This window comes from Kangiella shandongensis (assembly GCF_020005365.1).
Taxonomy (GTDB): Bacteria; Pseudomonadota; Gammaproteobacteria; order Enterobacterales; family Kangiellaceae; genus Kangiella; species Kangiella shandongensis.
Genome location: NZ_JACNML010000012.1, coordinates 1 through 18,829 on the forward strand (window position 1 = coordinate 1; position 18,829 = coordinate 18,829).

General features: G+C 44.5%; 18 protein-coding genes. 14 read left to right on the forward strand and 4 right to left on the reverse strand.

Annotated features, from left to right (window positions below):
* Positions 1-109 (forward strand): IS3 family transposase (locus H7708_RS12155; RefSeq protein ID WP_223669690.1); only part of this gene is annotated, 109 nt, incomplete at its 5' end.
* A gap of 118 nt (positions 110-227) precedes the next feature.
* Here H7708_RS12155 and H7708_RS12160 read toward each other — a convergent pair.
* Complete coding sequence (locus H7708_RS12160) at positions 228-1,355, reverse strand: ankyrin repeat domain-containing protein (protein ID WP_223671133.1); 1,128 nt, start codon at positions 1,353-1,355, stop codon at positions 228-230.
* Positions 1,356-1,838: 483 nt separating this feature from the next.
* Here H7708_RS12160 and H7708_RS12165 point away from each other — a divergent pair, with 483 nt between their 5' ends.
* The 8 genes from H7708_RS12165 to H7708_RS12200 all read left to right on the forward strand — a co-directional run bounded on the left by H7708_RS12165 (position 1,839) and on the right by H7708_RS12200 (position 10,811).
* Positions 1,839-3,086, forward strand: a complete 1,248-nt coding sequence (locus H7708_RS12165; protein ID WP_223671134.1) for a S1 family peptidase — start codon at positions 1,839-1,841, stop codon at positions 3,084-3,086.
* Between the two features lie 162 nt (positions 3,087-3,248).
* Complete coding sequence (gshA, locus tag H7708_RS12170) at positions 3,249-4,820, forward strand: glutamate--cysteine ligase (protein WP_223671135.1); 1,572 nt, start codon at positions 3,249-3,251, stop codon at positions 4,818-4,820.
* A gap of 51 nt (positions 4,821-4,871) precedes the next feature.
* Positions 4,872-6,479, forward strand: coding sequence for a sodium/proline symporter PutP (gene putP / locus H7708_RS12175; RefSeq protein WP_223671136.1), 1,608 nt, complete (start codon positions 4,872-4,874; stop codon positions 6,477-6,479).
* A complete protein-coding gene (locus H7708_RS12180; protein ID WP_223671137.1) occupies positions 6,479-6,958 on the forward strand; it encodes a GNAT family N-acetyltransferase in 480 nt (159 codons plus the stop codon). Before putP ends, H7708_RS12180 begins: the two co-directional genes overlap by 1 nt.
* Positions 6,959-7,094: 136 nt before the next feature.
* Positions 7,095-7,550, forward strand: a complete 456-nt coding sequence (locus H7708_RS12185) for a universal stress protein (RefSeq protein ID WP_223671138.1) — start codon at positions 7,095-7,097, stop codon at positions 7,548-7,550.
* Between the two features lie 159 nt (positions 7,551-7,709).
* Complete coding sequence (locus H7708_RS12190) at positions 7,710-9,284, forward strand: alkaline phosphatase family protein (protein WP_223671139.1); 1,575 nt, start codon at positions 7,710-7,712, stop codon at positions 9,282-9,284.
* Positions 9,285-9,402: 118 nt separating this feature from the next.
* On the forward strand, positions 9,403-10,062 hold the full coding sequence (locus H7708_RS12195) for a SatD family protein (RefSeq protein WP_223671140.1): 660 nt from the start codon (positions 9,403-9,405) through the stop codon (positions 10,060-10,062).
* Complete coding sequence (locus H7708_RS12200) at positions 10,062-10,811, forward strand: DUF3307 domain-containing protein (protein WP_223671141.1); 750 nt, start codon at positions 10,062-10,064, stop codon at positions 10,809-10,811. The genes H7708_RS12195 and H7708_RS12200 overlap by 1 nt, the downstream gene beginning before the upstream one ends.
* A 10-nt stretch (positions 10,812-10,821) precedes the next feature.
* Here the strand turns inward: H7708_RS12200 and H7708_RS12205 are convergent, their stop codons facing one another.
* Positions 10,822-11,670 (reverse strand): DUF6279 family lipoprotein, encoded by an 849-nt coding sequence (locus H7708_RS12205; protein ID WP_223671142.1) that lies wholly within the window; start codon positions 11,668-11,670, stop codon positions 10,822-10,824.
* Between the two features lie 209 nt (positions 11,671-11,879).
* Between H7708_RS12205 and H7708_RS12210 the strand changes: the two genes are divergently transcribed.
* Complete coding sequence (locus H7708_RS12210) at positions 11,880-14,024, forward strand: pilin (RefSeq protein ID WP_223671143.1); 2,145 nt, start codon at positions 11,880-11,882, stop codon at positions 14,022-14,024.
* A gap of 75 nt (positions 14,025-14,099) precedes the next feature.
* Here the strand turns inward: H7708_RS12210 and H7708_RS12215 are convergent, their stop codons facing one another.
* Positions 14,100-14,720, reverse strand: a complete 621-nt coding sequence (locus tag H7708_RS12215; RefSeq protein WP_223671144.1) for an FKBP-type peptidyl-prolyl cis-trans isomerase — start codon at positions 14,718-14,720, stop codon at positions 14,100-14,102.
* A 161-nt stretch (positions 14,721-14,881) separates the two neighbouring features.
* On the opposite strand from H7708_RS12215, the gene H7708_RS12220 reads away from it, so the two are divergent.
* The 4 genes from H7708_RS12220 to H7708_RS12235 all read left to right on the forward strand — a co-directional run bounded on the left by H7708_RS12220 (position 14,882) and on the right by H7708_RS12235 (position 18,044).
* Positions 14,882-15,784, forward strand: a complete 903-nt coding sequence (locus H7708_RS12220; RefSeq protein WP_223671145.1) for a recombination-associated protein RdgC — start codon at positions 14,882-14,884, stop codon at positions 15,782-15,784.
* A 2-nt stretch (positions 15,785-15,786) separates the two neighbouring features.
* Positions 15,787-17,211: a TonB-dependent receptor gene (locus H7708_RS12225; RefSeq protein ID WP_223671146.1), complete on the forward strand. Its 1,425-nt coding sequence runs from the start codon at positions 15,787-15,789 to the stop codon at positions 17,209-17,211.
* Positions 17,212-17,341: 130 nt separating this feature from the next.
* Positions 17,342-17,572: a GIY-YIG nuclease family protein gene (locus H7708_RS12230; RefSeq protein WP_223671147.1), complete on the forward strand. Its 231-nt coding sequence runs from the start codon at positions 17,342-17,344 to the stop codon at positions 17,570-17,572.
* Positions 17,544-18,044 carry a YchJ family protein gene (locus H7708_RS12235; RefSeq protein ID WP_223671148.1) on the forward strand — a complete coding sequence of 167 codons (501 nt, stop codon included), beginning with the start codon at positions 17,544-17,546 and terminating at the stop codon, positions 18,042-18,044. The genes H7708_RS12230 and H7708_RS12235 overlap by 29 nt, the downstream gene beginning before the upstream one ends.
* Before the next feature lie 24 nt (positions 18,045-18,068).
* On the opposite strand, the gene H7708_RS12240 is transcribed toward H7708_RS12235, so the two are convergent.
* Positions 18,069-18,719 (reverse strand): IS1595 family transposase, encoded by a 651-nt coding sequence (locus H7708_RS12240; RefSeq protein ID WP_223671149.1) that lies wholly within the window; start codon positions 18,717-18,719, stop codon positions 18,069-18,071.
* Positions 18,720-18,829 lie beyond the last annotated feature (110 nt).

The following is an 18,829-nucleotide window of genomic DNA, read 5'->3' on the forward strand; positions in this document are numbered from 1 at the left end:
CGACTACATCGAAATGTTTTACAATGCCAAGCGACGACATGGTAACAATGATGATGTGTCACCAGTCGAGTTTGAAAAGAACTATTTTATGAAGCTAAAAGGTATCTAGAAAACTTGGGGCGATTCATGTTGGGCTTCGCACACTCAGCCCAACCTACGTTTACTGAGTAGCGAAGCAAAAATTAACTTTGATTATACAGCTGCTGCTTAACCCATCCTATGAACGATCACTTTTTCCATTCTTCTGGCGGTGTGGCTCCAAGACTCAGCAAGAATTTCACCATGGCATCACTTTGGGAGTACAGTAAAGGGCGTCGTCCTTGTTTATCTTTACTGTTTAAAAGTTCTGGATCTTTCTTTATTAGCCACTTTATCATTCTTTTATTGTTGTATTTCACAGCAACATGCAATGGTCCTGCACCAATCTTTTTTGCGGACTCTGGCCAGAGCATTCCTTGTTTTTTGAAGTACTGATAGCAAAAGGGACTTCCTTTAGATGCAATGACGCTGCCCAGATTTAAACTTCTTCCGGCTTTTTCTGAAAGGTGCTTTGCTAATGTGCACCCTTTAGCGTCGTTAACGTAAACTAAAGCGCCAATTAACCTAAACTTCAATTTGTTAAGTCTGCTGACTTTCTGTTGGAAACTTTCAGAAAAAGTGCTCAGCTTTTTACTTCTACTGAGGTTATTTAACCTTTGTAAGTACTCTTCGACCAATGTTGAATACCCCGCTTGTGGGACAAAGTCTTTCCTTACGTTCAGCATATCCCCCATATCTGTCACAGATATAGCACCTTTTTGAAACAACATATTAGCCATAGGAGTTGAGTCTACATAGCTCGCCAGCGATGCACGTCTTCTCCAAGCTTTTTCAGTTCCAAAAACTGCTGCGGGGTCGTCCATATCCAGCTCAGGCTCTTTAAAACTTCGATAGTTGTAACCGATGGGAGCGCCTGCTTCAATCAAAAGCCTGGCTGATTCCACCTGATCATTCATTACTGCTCGGTATAAAGGTGGGATGGTGAATGAATCTTTTGTGGCATACTTAAGGTTAATATCGGCAAAGTACTCGAAATCTGCATCGTACTTGAGTAGAACTCGAACTACATCCGCAGGATCTTTATCAGACTCTGCCCATGCTAATGCTGCATGCATAGGTGTGAATGTCTTATCATGACTCACTCCTTCCCCTTTACTGAAGTAAAGATGTGAAGGGTCTCCTCCTTTCCTGAGCCATCGCTCCACTTCAAAGCTGTCACCTTTTTGTGCGTGATGAAAAACATTTTGAGTTGCGGTACTGATAGCCCAGGCAGACTGGCTCAACAAACAAATCAACAGTAAAATTATGCGTCCCATTTTATTGACTCCATTAATTAATATTCTTTATTTTATGCTGTCATAAAAGACAGAAGTGCTTTCCTTGTATTGCCGGCATTTTACCAGCCACTATATGAAGGTAATATTTTTAGTATAATTTTTCTTATCAGTCTTTCCCATGTTAACAGTCATGGTCGTTATGTTTTGTAGGATATCACACCTACTTTAATTAGGACATTTCCTTCAAATGTCAGCTAAATTGACATGATGCTTACTTGCATTGACCCAAGTCTCAAAAGGTTGAATTTTTTTTGTTTTTGGAGTTTTTATAGGCTAAGTTTTTTACAGGTAAAGTATGGAAGCTTTGCTGCAGCAGAACGTTCTGCTGGGAGTTGATAGGGATTTATCTTTTAACTATGGAGTTCTCCATACCCTCTTTATCATCTTCGTTATTCCACTGATGCAATGCCAGATAGGTGTTGCTTAACTATTTAGTTCATATCGTTAAAGGAGTAATTATTTATGAATTACGGATCAATGTTTAAAGGAACTCAAGTCAAAATGCTAACGTCAGCAATGGCTTTGGCATTAGCTACCTCGGTCGCTTCAGCTCAGGAATCTGTTGATTATGATAATGCTGAATTCAAAAAGCAGACCAGCGCAGAAGCTTTTGAGGCTGACGTGGCTATTTTGGCGCGCGAGAAGGGAGCTGATAAAGCGGCGATTGCTCGAGCTATGAAGTTTCAGGAAAAGTTCGAAGCCCAAGCTCAGGAGCTGATGGAAAAGTTCCCAAACAAAATTTCACGTATCTGGCTTGAGCCTGCGCCTAGTCAAATGGCCCATGTCCAATTTGTGGGTCGTGTACCAAGCGTGCAGTTGCCTGCTAATGTTTCAGTACAAGGAGGTGGTCGCTTCTCATTACAGGAAAACATTCAGCGTGCGGAGCATATGGCAGATGTCTTGAAAAAAGCGGGTAAGCGTAATTTCATGACGTACTTCGATGCTCGTACGGGTAAAGTGAAAGTTGAAATGGCTATGCCAAATCCTGCGAAGGGTCCAAATAAAGCGAAAGTGTTAGAAATATTGCAGCGCAGCGCTAAACGTGATCAGGATATGCCTCGCGGTTTGCAGGCGATTACTGAGGGCGACATTGATCTTGAAGTGATTCAGAGCGATGAAGAAATCTATACGTTAGAGCACAGCCGTGGCGGAAACTGGCTGCGTGACGATGGCTTCCGAGAGTGTACCAGTGGCTGGGCTGTGAGTGGCCCAAATGGTGATGGTATCGTAACGGCAGCTCATTGTACGGGCCTGAATCAGTTCGAAGAGTCGACGTCGTCAATTTACAGTATGACATGGCGGTCGCAGGAGCGTGGCAATGGTGATGCTGAGTATCATACAACAACGCATATTGAGCCAGCAGAGTTCTGGGCGACTTCGGCAAGTATTCGTGATGTGAACAGCATCAAGTCTACGATCTTTATGTTCCCAGGTTCGTCTGTATGTGAGTATGGCCGTTCTTCTAATACTCGTACCTGTAATCACGACGTCATCGCGACAGGAGTTACAGCAACTTTTACCGATGGTGTTACGGTTAAAAACTTGGTTCGCGTATCAGGTGATAACTCTATTGGTGGTGACAGCGGCGGTGGCTGGTCATGGAATAATAAAGCGTGGGGTGTTCATAGTGGTTCGAATGGTTCAACCTCGTTATTCACTCCAGTTCAACGAGTACAGAAAGAACTTAACGTAACGATTAAAAAGAAATAATCGCGTCTGTTGTAGTCAAGGGAGTTTCGGCTCCCTTTCTTTTGTTGTTTTTATGGTGGTTATATAAAAAGTCTATTACCTTTTTAGCACAAATACTTAGCTTCAAAATTTTACGATGCTGTGGCATAGTAAACACACTATTTTCTACCCCTCCTGATAAGTATGTTTGAGCCTAAACTGAATAGGTCTGCTTTATCGTTTATAGAGTCAGAAGCTGCAGATTGCCTGACGAAAATTAACCGTGGTGTTGAAAAGGAAAGTCTGAGAGTCACTGCTGACGGTTATTTATCAAAAAAGTCACACCCAACAGAATGGGGTTCTGCACTTACCAACAAGTATATTACTACCGATTACTCGGAGGCTTTGCCTGAGCTTATTACTCCTGTGACTCAAGAACGTTTAGGTCCACGTAAATGGCTGGACGAGATTCATCGTTATATCACCCAATATATGGACGATGAAGTGCTGTGGGTGGGTAGTATGCCGTGTATTATGACGAAGGAAGAAGACGTTCCTCTGGCTGATTATGGCACCTCAAATGTTGGCATGATGAAGCATATCTATCGTCGCGGGTTGGGCTATCGCTATGGGCGTTATATGCAGACCATCGCTGGGGTGCATTATAACTTTTCATTGCCTGAGGAGTTTTGGCCTAAGTATCGCGAATTTTGTGGTTCAGAAGAAGGGTTACAGGACTTTATTTCAAACCAGTATCTTGGTTTGATTCGTAATTATCTACGTTATTGCTGGTTGTTGCCTTACCTTTTTGGTGCCTCCCCAGCTATCTGTAAATCGTTTACCAAAGGCGAGGGCGGGGCGTTTTTAACCGAAGAAGCAGACGGTACCATGTATGGCGATTATGCCACTTCTTTGCGTATGAGTGATTTAGGTTATCAAAACAATGCTCAATCCAAGTTTTCTATTCGCCACAATAACTTAGAAGAGTATACTGCTGAGTTGGAACGAGCTATTCGTACGCCAGATCAGTTCTATCAGGAGTTAGGGGTTAAGGTTGATGGTGAATACCGTCAGCTGAATGCAAACCTGCTACAAATCGAAAATGAATACTACGCTAAGATCCGTCCCAAACGCACTATTAATAGCGGCGAACGCCCAACCCAGGCCTTGAATCGACGTGGCGTCGAATATGTAGAGGTTCGCTCACTGGATCTGAATCCATTTGATCCTTTGGGGATTAGCCAAGCTCAGATTGACTTTCTGGACGTCTTTATTCTCTTTTGCTTATTGCAGGAAAGTAAGGAGCAGTCCGACCGAGAGAATGCCGAAAACGATGAAAACTTCCGTCGCGTGGTGTATTACGGCCGTAAGCCGGAGCTGAATTTATTGCGAAATAACCGCTCATTGCCGCTAAAAGATGCCAGTTTGCAGATTTTTGAGGAAATGAGGCCGGTTGCAGTCTTACTCGATAAATGTAACCATACGCGGGCTTATACGAAAGCACTATCGGAAGCCATTGAGATGGCTAATGATCCATCCAAAACATTTTCAGGTCTCTACTACGATGATATTAAGCGTAGTGGGCAAGGGTATTTTGGCTACACGATGGGGCTTTCAGTAAAAACTCAGCAGGAGTTGTTATCTAAAGCTGTTGAGCCGCGCACGCAGGAAATGTTTGCGCGAGAGGCTGAAAAATCGATCCTTGAGCAGCAGGTGATCGAAGACAGTGAAACCCTCAGCTTTGAAGAATATCTTGAGCAGTATTTTGCAGAGTAGGGCTGCTCAAAAAAACGCTGAGTGAACTCAATTTTAACTTAGAGGAGTTATATGAGCTCTAGTACAGAACTATTTACACTTTGGGGAATGAGTATTGGCCCGATCGAGATTGCATTTGGGCTTTATTTGATTTTTATGCTGGGGATTGGTGTTTGGGCTTATATGCGAACCAATGACTCCAGTGATTATATGCTGGGCGGTCGTGGCTTAGGTGGCGCTGTATCGGCACTGAGTGCTGGCGCATCAGATATGAGCGGCTGGATCCTGATGGGGTTACCTGGAGCCATTTACTTTTCTGGTCTGTCCGATGCCTGGATTGCCGTCTTCCTGGTGATAGGTGCTTACCTTAACTGGAAGTTTATTGCTGGTCGTTTGCGCTCTTACACTGAGATTGCGGATAACGCATTAACGCTTCCAGACTATTTTGCGGGGCGTTTCCACGATGGTGGTAAGTGGCTTCGTATCGCTGCGGTACTGGTTATGATCGTCTTCTACGGTTATTACATCGGTTCAGGTCTGGTCGCCGGCAGTAAGCTGTTTGAGTCGAGTTTTGGTTATGACTACAACACGGCACTGCTTGTCAGTACCATTGTGATTATTTCTTACACATTCCTTGGCGGTTTCCTGGCGGTAAGCTGGACTGACTTCTTCCAGGGCCTAATCATTGCGATCTCGTTGGTCGTAGCGCCTATCGTATTATTGGTTGAGTACAACGGCTTAGAGAATATCGTTGAAGGCGTTCGTACGACCAGTGAAGCCATGGGTAAAGAGAACATGGCGAGCTTTACGGCCGGTCTGTTTGAAAACGATACCTTTAAATGGATTACTTTCTTGTCACTGATGGCCTGGGGCTTGGGTTACTTCGGTCAACCGCATATCCTGGCACGTTTCATGGCGATCAAAAGTGTTAACACGGTACCTCAAGCACGTCGCATCGGTATGACCTGGATGATTATCTGTGTATTGGGTGCGGTATTTATCGGTTTTGCCGGTATTGCTTACTTTGGTGGCGATTTTGCAGCGAGCGAGTACAAGTTACTGACGGAAGAAGAAGTGGCTGCCTTGAATACTTCGCATGGTGCCGAGAAAGTATTCCTGTTATTAACGCAAGCATTATTTAATCCATGGTTAGCTGGTTTCTTACTAGCTGCGATTATGGCAGCGGTCATGAGTACCATTGATTCGCAGTTGCTGGCGGTTTCCAGTTCGGTAACGGAAGACGTTTATAAGCCACATATTCGTCCAAACGCTTCTGAAAAAGAGCTGGTTTGGGTGAACCGTTTTGTAGTCTTACTGGTAGCCGGTATCGGTATCGGCGTTGCTATGAGCGGTAGTAAGAATGTTCTGAATCTGGTTGGTCAGGCCTGGGCTGGTTTCGGCGCTGCTTTCGGTCCAGTGATTATTCTATCACTGCTATGGAAACATATGACTCGTCAGGGTGCGTTGGCCGGTGTGGTTACTGGCGCTGTTTCAGTGCTGGTTTGGGACTACCTTGGTAACAATACTGATATTGCTCTGTTTGGCTTGTATGAGCTATTGCCTGGCTTTATTTTAGCGATGCTGGCTATCGTTGTTGTTAGTAGAATGACAAAAGTTAGCGAGCAGACGGCGAATCAGTTCGAATGGTATAGCAACGACTTTAAGAAGTATAAAAGCTAATGAGTAAATTAGTGATCAGGGAAGCGGTGCGTGAAGACGCGCCGCAGATCCTTGAGTTTATTCAGGAACTTGCTGACTATGAAAAAATGTCTGATGAAGTCGTTGCTACGGTTAGCGACATAGAGCAGACGGTTTTTGACGAGCAGCCTAAGGCGCATTGTTTAATCGCTGAGTGGGAAGGGCAGAGTGCAGGTTTTGCCTTGTATTTCTACAGTTATTCCACGTTTTTGGGTAAGCATGGCATTTATCTGGAGGATCTGTTCGTTAAGCCGGAGTTTAGAGGAAAACGAATAGGTCTGACATTGCTTAAGCGTTTATCTAAGATCGCGGTAGATAATGATTGTAAGCGTCTGGACTGGTCTGTCCTGGATTGGAACCAGCCGGCGATTGATTTTTATGACTCTATTGGCGCTAAAGCACAGAAGGAGTGGCTAGGCTACCGCCTAACCGGCAAGGCTCTGGACGAGTTTGCTGAATAACATTCAATAGCTTATGCTTTATTAAAACGCCCGCTCCGGGCGTTTTTTTATGCTTCCTATACTATGATCTTGATCAAGACTTACTAAACGCCCTATGCTATTGTTTTAAATAGGCATTGTGATTAAGGAGTTAACCATGTCGTTATTTAACCATATTGTTGTAGCGGTTGATTTACGCAAAGAAAGTAAAAAGATTATTCAGAAAGCACAAGGCGTGTTAGCCAAAGGCGGTGAGATTGAGCTGCTACACGTTGCAGAGCCTATTGATGCAGGCCTATGGGCCGGAGCCCCTTTTGGTGCGGTGGTTGTCAATACGGAAGAGTTAGAGCAGGAGGCTATCAAAGCGAAGCAGAAGCGTCTGGAAGAACTGGGTAAACACTTCAGTATTTCTGAAAGCAAGCAGCACATTGAAATTGGTAAACCATCTCGTGTCATTAAAAAGTTTGCCGAGGAGCATCAGTGTGACCTTATCGTGATTGGCACTCATGGGCAAAATGGCTGGGAGTTACTATTAGGCTCAACGGCTAATGGTGTGCTGCATGGTTCTCCATGTGACGTCTTAACGGTACAGATGAAAGTTAAAGAGTCTTAGCCAGTTTCGGGAAACGGACTTCTTATTATTTGTTAGCATCAGCCCATTTTCGTAAGGATGTTACTGCACCTTTGAAGGTGCTGTGATATCTTTTGCTCTAAATATATCTTCTCTTCTTCCACCATGCGAAATACTTGCCTTGTCCTTTTATTGGGGATTATGTTGTGCTTTGCTGGTTGCACATTTCAGGATAAAAGCTTAGAACAGGCTACACCGCCTAAATTGGTGGTGTTTATCTCTATTGATCAATGGCACCAGGACTTATTGGAGCGCTACAAAGATCACTATACTGGTGGCTTTAAAGCTATCTGGCAGCAGAGCCGGTTTTATCGTAATGCATTTCATGATCATGCGGCGACTCTAACTGGCCCTGGCCATTCGGTGCTGCTAACAGGGGCATTTCCTAATAAAACCGGCATCACCGGCAACTATTTCTATGATCATGAGTCACAGCAAGTGACTTATTGTGTAGCAGATCCTGAGCAGCATGTTATCGGTGTCGATGGCGTGCTGGAAGGGCGCTCAGGTGTGTCCCCTGTCAATCTACTAACCCCAACTGTGGGAGATTTGCTAAAAGCACGGTATCCACAATCGAAAGTCTATTCTGTGTCGGGTAAAGATCGCTCGGGGATCCTGATGGCGGGACGTAAGGCTGATGGTGTCTTCTGGTACGATAAATCAATCGGACAGCTGGTGACCTCCAGTTTTTATGCGCAAAAGCTCCCTGGTTTTATACAAAATTTTAATCAGCAGCATCCAATCCAGCAGTATGCTCCAGATACCTGGCGCCGTTTAAAGCCCGCCAGCTTTTATGATCGATTGGCACGGAAGGATTTGTTCGACGGCGAAAGATTGATTGATAACAAGAACTTCCCGTATCGCTTAAAGTCCGGTGCGGATACCCGTTCTTTCCACTCCATGGTTAGCCGTACTCCTTTTGCCGATCGCTATATTCTTGAGGCGAGCCAGTATATTATCAATTCGCAACAGCTAGGACAGGACGAGACGCCTGATCTTATTTCTATTGGTCTATCGGCGACGGACTATATAGGACATACCTGGGGGCCTTATAGCCAGGAAGCGCTCGATCATATGCTTCGTCTGGATCGTTATTTGGGTGACTTCTTCGATTCGATTAAGCAGCAGTTCGGTGATGATGTTGTGATCGCGTTATCCGCAGATCATGGGGTGCAACCTTTGCCTGAGTATTTGGTTCAGCAGGGCAGAGATTCGAAACGAATCCCTAAGCAGCGAGTTATTGATGACGTGATGGCTATCGCCGACAAGCTTCAGCAGGAATTTGGGCATGATAAGCCCCTTATTGAACTAAAAGCAGGTCATTATTTTCTGTTTAATGATGGCGTAAGCATGAAGCAAAGGCGTCGTTTGGCCAAAGAAATAGAGCAGCTGGATTATATTCAGCAGGTGGTGTTGGCTGATGCGCTGAGTCAGAGCGAAGATAATAACAGCCGCTATGTTCAAAGAGTTTTTTATAAGCCACGGGCTCAAGATATGTATTTGCTTTTCAAGCCTTACTATCTGGTGAACCGAAGTCTTGGTACCACCCATGGTTCTGTTCATCAGTATGATCAACAGGTACCGATTGCTTTTATCGGTAAATCCTTCCAGCCAACGTTGGTCGAAGACAAAGTCAGCACGACGGATATAGCGCCAACACTGGCTAAAGCCTTGCAGCTTAATTATCAAGGTTTTGATGGAAAAGCACTACCTTAAACACAATAGTCAAATATACGCAACTTAACGTATATTTGACTTTATACGTGAAAAAGCGTATTTTTAGCTATATACGGTATTTTGCGTATATAGATTGTTAAAGTATTGCAGGTGGTGAATGAGTAAGAAAGCACGTCATAATGCAGGCCCGATATCACAAGTCGCTGTTATTACAGGAGATATTGTTAACTCTCAAAATAGTAATGATGGCGATGAGTGGCTGTTGGCATTACAGAAGTATCTAGCTAAGTTTGGTGAGTCACCAAGAGATTGGCAGATCTTCCGAGGTGATAGTTTTCAAATGATTATTTACGAGCCGGAGCAAGCCTTCCGTATTGCCTTAGGTTTAAAGGCGGTTATCAAGCAATTCAAAAAGCTGGATGTACGTATGGCCATTGGGGTTGGCAGTTTGGAAACGCAAGCCGAACAGGCACTACAGTCTAACGGTGAGGCCTTCATTAATTCTGGCAGAATGTTCGATTCGCTCAAAAAACAGACACTTGCTATCAAATCACCCTGGCAAGATTTCGATAAAGCGATTAATCTATTCATCAAATTAGCTCTCCTCACCATGGATGACTGGTCAGAAACCAGTGCGGAGGTTGTTGCAGCCAGTCTTGAGAATCCGAACGCAACGCAAAAGGAGATTGCTGAGATATTGTCTATCCCGCAAAGCAGGGTCAGCGAGCGTTTATCAAGAGCAGGTTATGATGCCATTGTGGATACGGAGCGCTACTATCGGGAGTCAGTGATAAAACGATTACAACAGGGTGAGTAATGACAATTCTACTATTGAAATTAATAGCGGCGCACTTGATCGCCGACTTTCTAATTCAGCCAATCGCCTGGATCAAAGATAAGGAAGAAAAGGCGTTTGTTTCAAAAAAGCTGATATTACATTCCCTGGTGCATGCTACCTTATACGCCATGGCCTTTGCTTTTTCACCAGAATATGGGCTGGGTTGGCTGGTTCTGGTCGTTACTCACTACCTCATCGACGGCTTTAAATCCATCAGCAACCGTTTAGTTATTGAAGAAAAGTCGACCTTTTTTAATCGCCGGAGTCTCTTTATCATGGATCAGCTGCTACACATCATCATGATCGTGCTGGTGGTTGGCTATTATTATCCCGAGTTGTATCAGTTTGCGATAAACGCCGAGCAGCTATGGTTGTTGGCAATCGCTGTACTATTACTGACCCGCGTTTCCTCGATTATCATTAAGGTGCTTATTTCACGCTGGACGCCACTGAATGTGGACGATGCAGGGAAAACCAATCATTCTCTAGCTAATGCCGGCAGTTATATTGGCTTTCTCGAGCGCTTATTTATTTTTGTATTTATCGTGACCAATCACTGGGAAGGCGTTGGTTTTCTGCTGGCAGCAAAGTCAGTATTTCGCTTTGGTGACTTAAAAGAAGCGCACGATCGCCGTTTAACCGAGTATATTTTAATCGGCACCTTGATCAGTTTTGGCTTGGCCATCGGGATCAGTTTAGGGTATGACTATTTACAGGCTGTGATTTAATGGCAAGAACCTAATTGGCATCGGCGATGAGCTCGGTAAAATCTTCGCGGTATTCATTTAGGTAATCAATAAAGTGTTCAGTTTGCTCTTCGCTGGCAGACTCAAACAGTTTTAATTGTAGTGCTTTTCTCAGCTGGTTGTTGTGTTCGGAGTTTTCTATTAACTGCGGTGAGCGAAGCTGGCGAGGGTTGCGGAGCAGACTATGTAGCGCCTGTTGACCGGACTCAGATCGGCGCTCTGCCAAGGCGAGTTTAAATGCCTGGCGCCACTCTTTCAGGTACTCAATTCTTAATTTTCCAGTGGGTTTAAGCTGATTAACGGTTTCTATGATAAGGTTTTCCTGAGAATCGGTTAGGCTGCCAAACCACTCTTCGTAACTTTCTATGGCCTCGTCGTGGGCATTTTCCAGACGCTTTTCATCGGTTTGTGCCAGATAATCTTTTGATTCGCTCTGAGCCGAAGCATTCAGGTTTTGCATCAGTTCTTTAACCTGCGCATCACTTAATTGGGACAGCTCCCTGACGGCATCATTCAGAACCTGCGCTAAGATATCGTGATAAAAGCTGACTAGCCGTTCGCCATAAGTATCGTAGTTCTGCTTGAACTGTTTGCTTTTTACATCATTAAGGACATCGTCAATAAACTGGTTATAGCGTGGCAGTTGGGTTTGGCGGTGCCACAGTGCATGTTTATCGACTAATGATTCGATCCGCTCTTCCTGTACAGATGTCAGGGTAACGTAATCGTCGGCATACCAGGTAGAAAGCCAACCTAAGCGGTTATACCAGAACTGAAAGCCACACGCTTGCAGAGTAAAAAGAGCGAGTGCAAAACAGATAACTTTTACTGATATTTTCAAAGTTGTAAGCCTCCTACTGAGTTAGTCCATCTAAACTATGTGATCTGGAAGAAATTCTCAAATGTGACATGCATCTAAATAGTTAGTGTAAGACCTTATGCTGAATGTTACGTGAACGCAGGCAAACGGCAATTTGCCATTAATTAAGGACAGTAATACACTAGCCGTTGGTTTTATTAAGGACGCGACAATAACGCACAGAGGAACTCATGAAAGCACTATCTATGACAAAATTACTGATTGCAACGCTGGCCTGGGGACTGATTATTACAGGTTGCTCAGAGTCTGAAAAGAAAGGCTCAAGTGCCGAACCTGGTTTTAAAGTCGAGAGCTTAACCGAAGAAGGGTGGCTATACGGTCACTTACCCGAAAACACGGTGGCTTATGCCCGTTTGCCAAACCCCTGGGGGAGTTTTTCTCAAAAAGACGATAGCTTTAAATATGCACTGGGTAATGCCGAGCATGTTAAAGTGGTAAAACAGATCCAGCAGGGTGTGTATGACAATATACTGACGAAGCTGGATAAGCAGGCGAAGCCATTGGCCGAGCTGTATTTCGAGCATACCAAAGGACCGCTGGAATTAGCCTTTGTTAATCAAAACGCAGGACAGCCTATTATCTATGTTGGAACACGTCTGGATTACGACAAGGTTGATGGTTTTAAGCAGGCGCTGACCTCGGCTACTCAAGGTATGCCGAATGCAAAGTTACTCGATGGCAATAAAGCAGGACAAGGCTTTATTAACATGGGGCCGGGCATGGTAATTTATTACCACTTTGATGTCAGTGATCAGCGTTTAACGCTCATCAGTGGCATGGGCGCATCGGTTACCAGCCTTGAGAAAGCTGCCGAGTCGATTAAGCCTAACGAGCAACATGAAATGCTAGCGTTAGAGGCTAACATTGATTCGAGTCACCAGGGACTGTTTGCCTGGGTTAGTCCTAAAAATGCGATGCCTTTGATGCAAATGGGCATGCCGCCACAAGAATTACAGAAGCTGAAAGAGTTGGGTGTTGACCAGGCTAATGGTTTGGCATTAGGTTACGGTGTCAGTAGTGGTAAAACTCGCCTGAAGCTTATTTTGGATATGCCGGATGTTGGTGTTAGACGCTTCATACCTATTGTAGATAACAAAATTGATGCGAAGGCTGTTGGTGAAGTGAAGTGGGCGGGTATTATGTCACTGCCAACTTCAGAGCAGGCCCAACGTATAGCTGAGCATCTAAAAGCTTTAGGTGAAGTAAACTATGACTCTTGGGAGCAATTAAACAGTGGCTTTGAGAGTGAAGTAGGGTTAAAACTTGATGTGCTGTTGAATGCTTTCGGTCCAGAGGTAGTTGTTTTCAAAGATGAAATTGGGACATTTGCTAGTACCAGATACAGTAATACGAATATTAAGAAGCTGCTACTAAAGGCTCAGGAAGAAGAGGTTAAGGTTGACTATCGAGCCTATGAAAAAAATGGCGCACTCATCCATCATCTAAGAGTCGCTATGAATCAACTGGATGCAAAACCTTCTTCGGCAGAGATTGGTCCAGAAATAGGTGCTATGGTCTTAAATAATTATCATGAAAATTATTTTTGGATGCTAGAAGGTGACCAGGTGGTTTTCGCCAGCGTGCCTCAGTTACTACTGGAAAGGCATAGTCAGAAAGACCGACGCAGCATTGCCGATTGGTTTAAACAGCAACAAGGTGACGGTTATCAGTCTTCTTTGCTGAACTTTACTGCAACGGTGGATGATCTGTCCCGTACCAGCTACCATTATTATTTAGAGTTATTGATTATGTTGGCTGATTTATCAGGGACCAGCATTGACTTGGTTTCGTTGCCGATGGCCCGTGAACTGGGCTTCCCTGATAAAGGAACCGTTGGTGTGAGCCTGAGTTCGGGTAAAGAGTACCTGGGCCTGGAGTTTACCTTCGAAAATGGCGCTACTGATGTGATGGTAGGTGCAGGCGGCGCTACGACGGTAGCGGTTATCGGTGTGTTAGCGGCTGTTGCTATTCCAGCGTATCAGGATTATACCGTGCGGGCACAGACCAGCTCAGCGATGTATACCGCTGAAGCCATTAAAGCACAGGTAGCTATGTCTGTAGTGGAAGGTACCAAAATAGAAGATATTGACAACGGCTATGGTGAGATTGGACAGCCTGAGTCGTATCGAAGCGGTATGATTGAAAAGGTTGTGGTCAATGACGGCGTTATTACCGTTCATCTGAGCAACCCATCGTTAGGCTACGGACCGCAAACGGTAGTGTATGTGCCTATGTTTAACGGAAAACAGATCTCTTACTGGGACTGCTCAGGAGGGACATTAGCTGCTAAATACCGTCCCGCTCGTTGTAAATAAGTAATGGCATGGGGCGGTTAGAACAAAAAAGGTGAGCATTTGGCTCACCTTTTTTGTTGAAAGTTAGGCATGGTCTTAAGAAACGATATCCAATAATTCTAGTTCGAATACCAAAGCCTGGTATGGTCCAATCACGCCACCAGCGCCCTGTTCACCGTAAGCCAGATTATGCGGCACATACAGTTTCCATTTTGAACCGACTGGCATTTTCTGTAGTGCTTCTGTCCAGCCTTTGATCACGCCACCTACAGGGAACTCTGCTGGTTCGCCACGCTTGTAAGAGCTGTCGAATTCCTGACCGTTGACTAAAGTACCAGCATAGTGAGTGCGTACTGTTGAGTCAGCCGTTGGTTTTTCGCCAGAGCCTTCTGTAATGACTTCGTACTGTAAGCCGCTTTCAAGAACCGTCACTTCGTCACGCTTAGCGTTTTCAGTAAGGAAAGCTTCGCCTTCTGCCGCAAACTGTTTCGCTTTTTCTGCATTTTCGGCTTCAACGATTTTTTGGATTTCCTGAAATGCTTCGTTGAGGTCTTCATTGGATATTCGAGACTCTTTGCCTGCGAAAGCGTCTTGGATGCCTGCAACAACTGCATCAATACCAACGCCAGGGAATGCGCCGCGAACCTGTTGGCCCATTTGCAGGCCAATACCGTAAGAAGCTTTAGCTTCTGTAGTTGAAAAGTCTGTAGATGACATGGTGTCTCCATAATTGTGTCTAAGGTGTTCATATGGGGCCTCTGTCTGGGATTTAAAGCAAAATCCCGGAATTTGTAAAAAAATCACTGGCCATGGCTAGTATCAAGGCCGTGTTTTGGCATAATACGCGTCATATTTCTTAGTCACTGCTTAAGGCTCCTATGTGGTTTAAAAACTGTTTTATTTATTATCTCAATGAAGAATTTGAGCATTCTCAAGAGTCTTTAGAAGAGCTCCTTAACAATCAAAGCTTTAAGGCTATCGGACGGCAGGAAACCGACGCCTATGGCTGGGTCTCTCCTCTAGGACGAGGGCATGAGCAATTAGCTTTTCTGTCGAACGGCAGTTACCTGCTGGCAATGCGTAAAGAGCAGAAAGTGATTCCAGCCAGTATGGTAAAGGAAGCCTTGGAAGAGCGAGTCGCAGCAATCGAAGAGGCTGAAGGGCGTAAAGTATACGGTAAGGAAAAAGCGACTCTGAAAGATGATATTTTGAGTCTGCTTAAACCTAAAGCCTTGACCAAGTCGAGTCATACCCATGGTTACATTGATACCCATCATGGTTTGTTGGTTATTAATGCGGGCAGTGCCAGTGCGGCAGATGCCTTTGTTGAACTCTTGATTGAAACCCTGGGCTCTTTAGGGGCTGTTCGCTTGATGGGAGAAGAATCTCCTGGCTCGATTATGAATCAGTGGCTCATGGACGGCCTGCCTGAAGGGTTAGAGCTGACGGGGCAGTTTGATCTGCAAGATCCTAAAGATGAGCGAGTGGTAAAGATTAAAGGGGCGCAGGATTTGGAGTTGGTTCACGAATTACTGGAAGATGGCTACTGGGTCCAGAAACTGGGCATTCGCCGTGATGAAGAGTTCAGTGCCGTTTTAACCAACGACTTATTGCTGAAAAGCATTAAATTTGATGATGAATTACTAAAAGATAATGATGATATCGATGCTCAGGACAAATTAGCGCGTTTCGATGCTGACTTTGTCTTAATGACGCAAACTATGGCACAATTCATTAAAGAGCTGATGCAGTACTTTAAAGTCAATATGAGTAAGGATTAACAGTGGTCGAACACGATAAAACTTTAACAACTGAGCAAAAAGCGCTGGCGGTTAACTTGAATGATAAACAATACGGTACCTTTGTTGAAATCGGTGCTGGTCAGGAAGTCGCCAGGCAGTTTTTTTCAGCGGGTGCAGCTGCCGGTACTGTAGCGAAGACCATGTCTGCCTATGATATGGAGGTCAGTGACGCCATTTATGGTAAGGCTGGACGCTATGTCAGCCGTGAGCGTTTAGAACAGATGCTGGAGTATGAATACGGTTTGCTGCATAAGCGTCTGGATACTGTCCGTCCTCAGGAAACTCTGTATTTCAGTTATGCGGCGACGGTTACAGCGAAGAGCTACAGTCAGAAGAATGAGTGTCACGGCTGGATCGGTCTCCGCCTGCAACTGGAACCCGGAGCGCCTGCCAGTGAAATCCTGATGCATGTACGAATGCTGGATGAGACTAATCGTGAGCAGTCTGAAGCTCTGGGTATTTTAGGCGTCAATGTGGTTTATGGTGCCTTTAATTACAGTGAAGAGCCCAAAGTCTTTATCGAGTCATTGCTTGATAATCTGGTGAACCCTTTGGGACAGAAGCGTATCGAGATTGATTTAATTCACTTCTCGGGACACCAATTCGAGGATGTTGAAAACCGTCTGATGAATCTGCATCTGGTTCGTTCCTGGTGCTGTCGTGCCGTGATGTTCGATCCTGAAGGCAACTCGGAAGTACCGATGAGCTTATTGCGAAAAAAGGATGTTCTGGTTATCCGTGGCTCCTTTAAGCCACCGACAAAAGTCCATGTGGATATGACCGAGGCTGCCATGAAGCAGTTTATGGAAGAAGAAGGTGTCAGTAACGATAAGGTTTGTACCGTCGCTGAAATTACCATGGCTGAGTTGGACAGTGATATTGAAACGGATGATGCCAGCTTTCTGGCGCGTGTCGACCTGCTCAATAAGTTGGGCTACAACGTACTGATTTCCGATTACCTGCGCTTTTTCCGACTCCGCTCCTGGATGCGTCGCTATACGCAGAACCGCATTGGTATTGTCCTTAGTATTCTCGACTTTGATCAGCTGTTTGATACCAAATACTACAAAGGACTGGAAGGCGGTATCCTTGAAGCCATGGGTAAGTTATTTTCCGGGAATACGAACGTTTACGTCTATCCAACCCGGCGTCATAATCAACTCATCACACTGGATAATGTCGAAGTCGAAGATAACGTACAGTACCTACTAAAGCACTTAACGAGTAATAAATTATTAGTGCCAGTAGAGACCTGGAACGACGAAAATTTACATATTTCGGCTCGCCATATCGCAACTAAGATTCCACTGGGTCAGGGGGATTGGGAGCAGCAATTACCAGAAGAAATCCGCGAAGAGATCAAAGCGCGGTGTATGTTTGGTTACTGTGAGTTGCCAGAGAAGTAACGAGTTACAGTTTAATAAGATCCTGAGTTAAACTCAGGATGACATGTTTTTAATTTGGCACTAAACCTAACGGTTAGTCATCCTGACGAAAGTCAGGATCTTGTAAAGGAATACAGGTGAGTGACTTATTATGAAGCAGTACTGTGTTTATATTATGGCCTCAAAGAAAAATGGGTTTACCAAGAAATATTATGTAAGGCGGTTAGTATACTTCGATGTGGGCAACGATATTAAAGAGTGTCTGGAAAGAGAAAAGCAATTAAAGGCCTGGAAACGTCAATGGAAAATCAAACTAATTGAGTCAAGAAATCCTCACTGGAAAGATCTGTGGAATGAAGTCGCTAGAAGCATCACAAAATAAATGCCCTTGTGGTAAGAACTCGAATAGCACTCCTAAAAGTTATGGGGAGTGCTGTCAGCCTTTTCATTTAAAACAAACCACCCCTGATAGTCCCGAAGCGTTAATGCGTTCCCGTTACAGCGCTTACTTCTTTGGACTGGGTCAGTATATCTTTGATACGCATCATGCGGATTTTCGCGGCAGTACTACCGCCGATGAGTTTACTGTTAGTGCTAAAAACACTCAGTGGTGCGGCCTGAAAGTAATCGATAGTTCAGAGAAGGGTCCTAAGGGAACTGTCGAGTTTAAAGCCAGTTTTATCGATAAAGACAAATTGCATACCTTTCATGAAATTTCAAACTTCGTATTAGAGGATGGCCTCTGGCTCTATACCGATGGTAAGTTTCAGCCTAAAACCGTTCAAAAAATTAACCGCAATCAAGCCTGTCCATGCGGTAGTGGTCTTAAAGCCAAGCGTTGTTGTTTAAAATAAAATTCTAGGGGCTGTCCTAGATAACTAGCCCATTCCGTCTTTAACCCATTGTTTTAACTGTTTAATTTGAAACTTTGGGTCACTGTAATTAAATCGCCACTCACATTCCTTCAAATAGAGATAAAAATGGTCTTTAGGAATACCATTAAACTTACGCATATGGCGCTTCGCCTGGTTCCAAAAATTCTCTATCCCATTAATATGGTTGCGTTTGTCCGCAAACAGCTCGCTGTGGTTGATTCGGCAGTGCTTAAATTCGCTCACATCCAGCGCGTTATAACTGCGAAACGTGTCCGTATAAACGATACTGTCAGGTTTCACTTTATCACGAATGGTGGGCAGCAATGTCTGCTCTTTAGCATTCGGGATAATCACCGTATAAACCTTGCCATGACGTTTTAACAGGCCGAATACCGGTACTTTCCCAGCAGCCCCACGGCCTCGTTTGCCCTTACGCCGACCACCAAAGTAGCTTTCGTCAACCTCGACTTCACCACCTAAAAAACCCGCCTCTTCCGAGTGATTATAAATCAACTCTCTCAAGCGGTGAAAATAGTAACTCGCCGTGTTCTTATTCACCCCAATAAGCTGTGCCGTTGTACGTGCCGTTGAACCGGCAACAAATAGCTCTATTAACCTCGATTGTTTATACCAGCTTAAGCGACTCTTCCTCATATAGCCATCCTAAGATAAATTGATTATCTAGGACAGCCCCAAATTCTATTATGACTAAACCTTTGCCCTTTTTGTGGCATCTAATGTAAATTAGATGCGCGGAATTGATA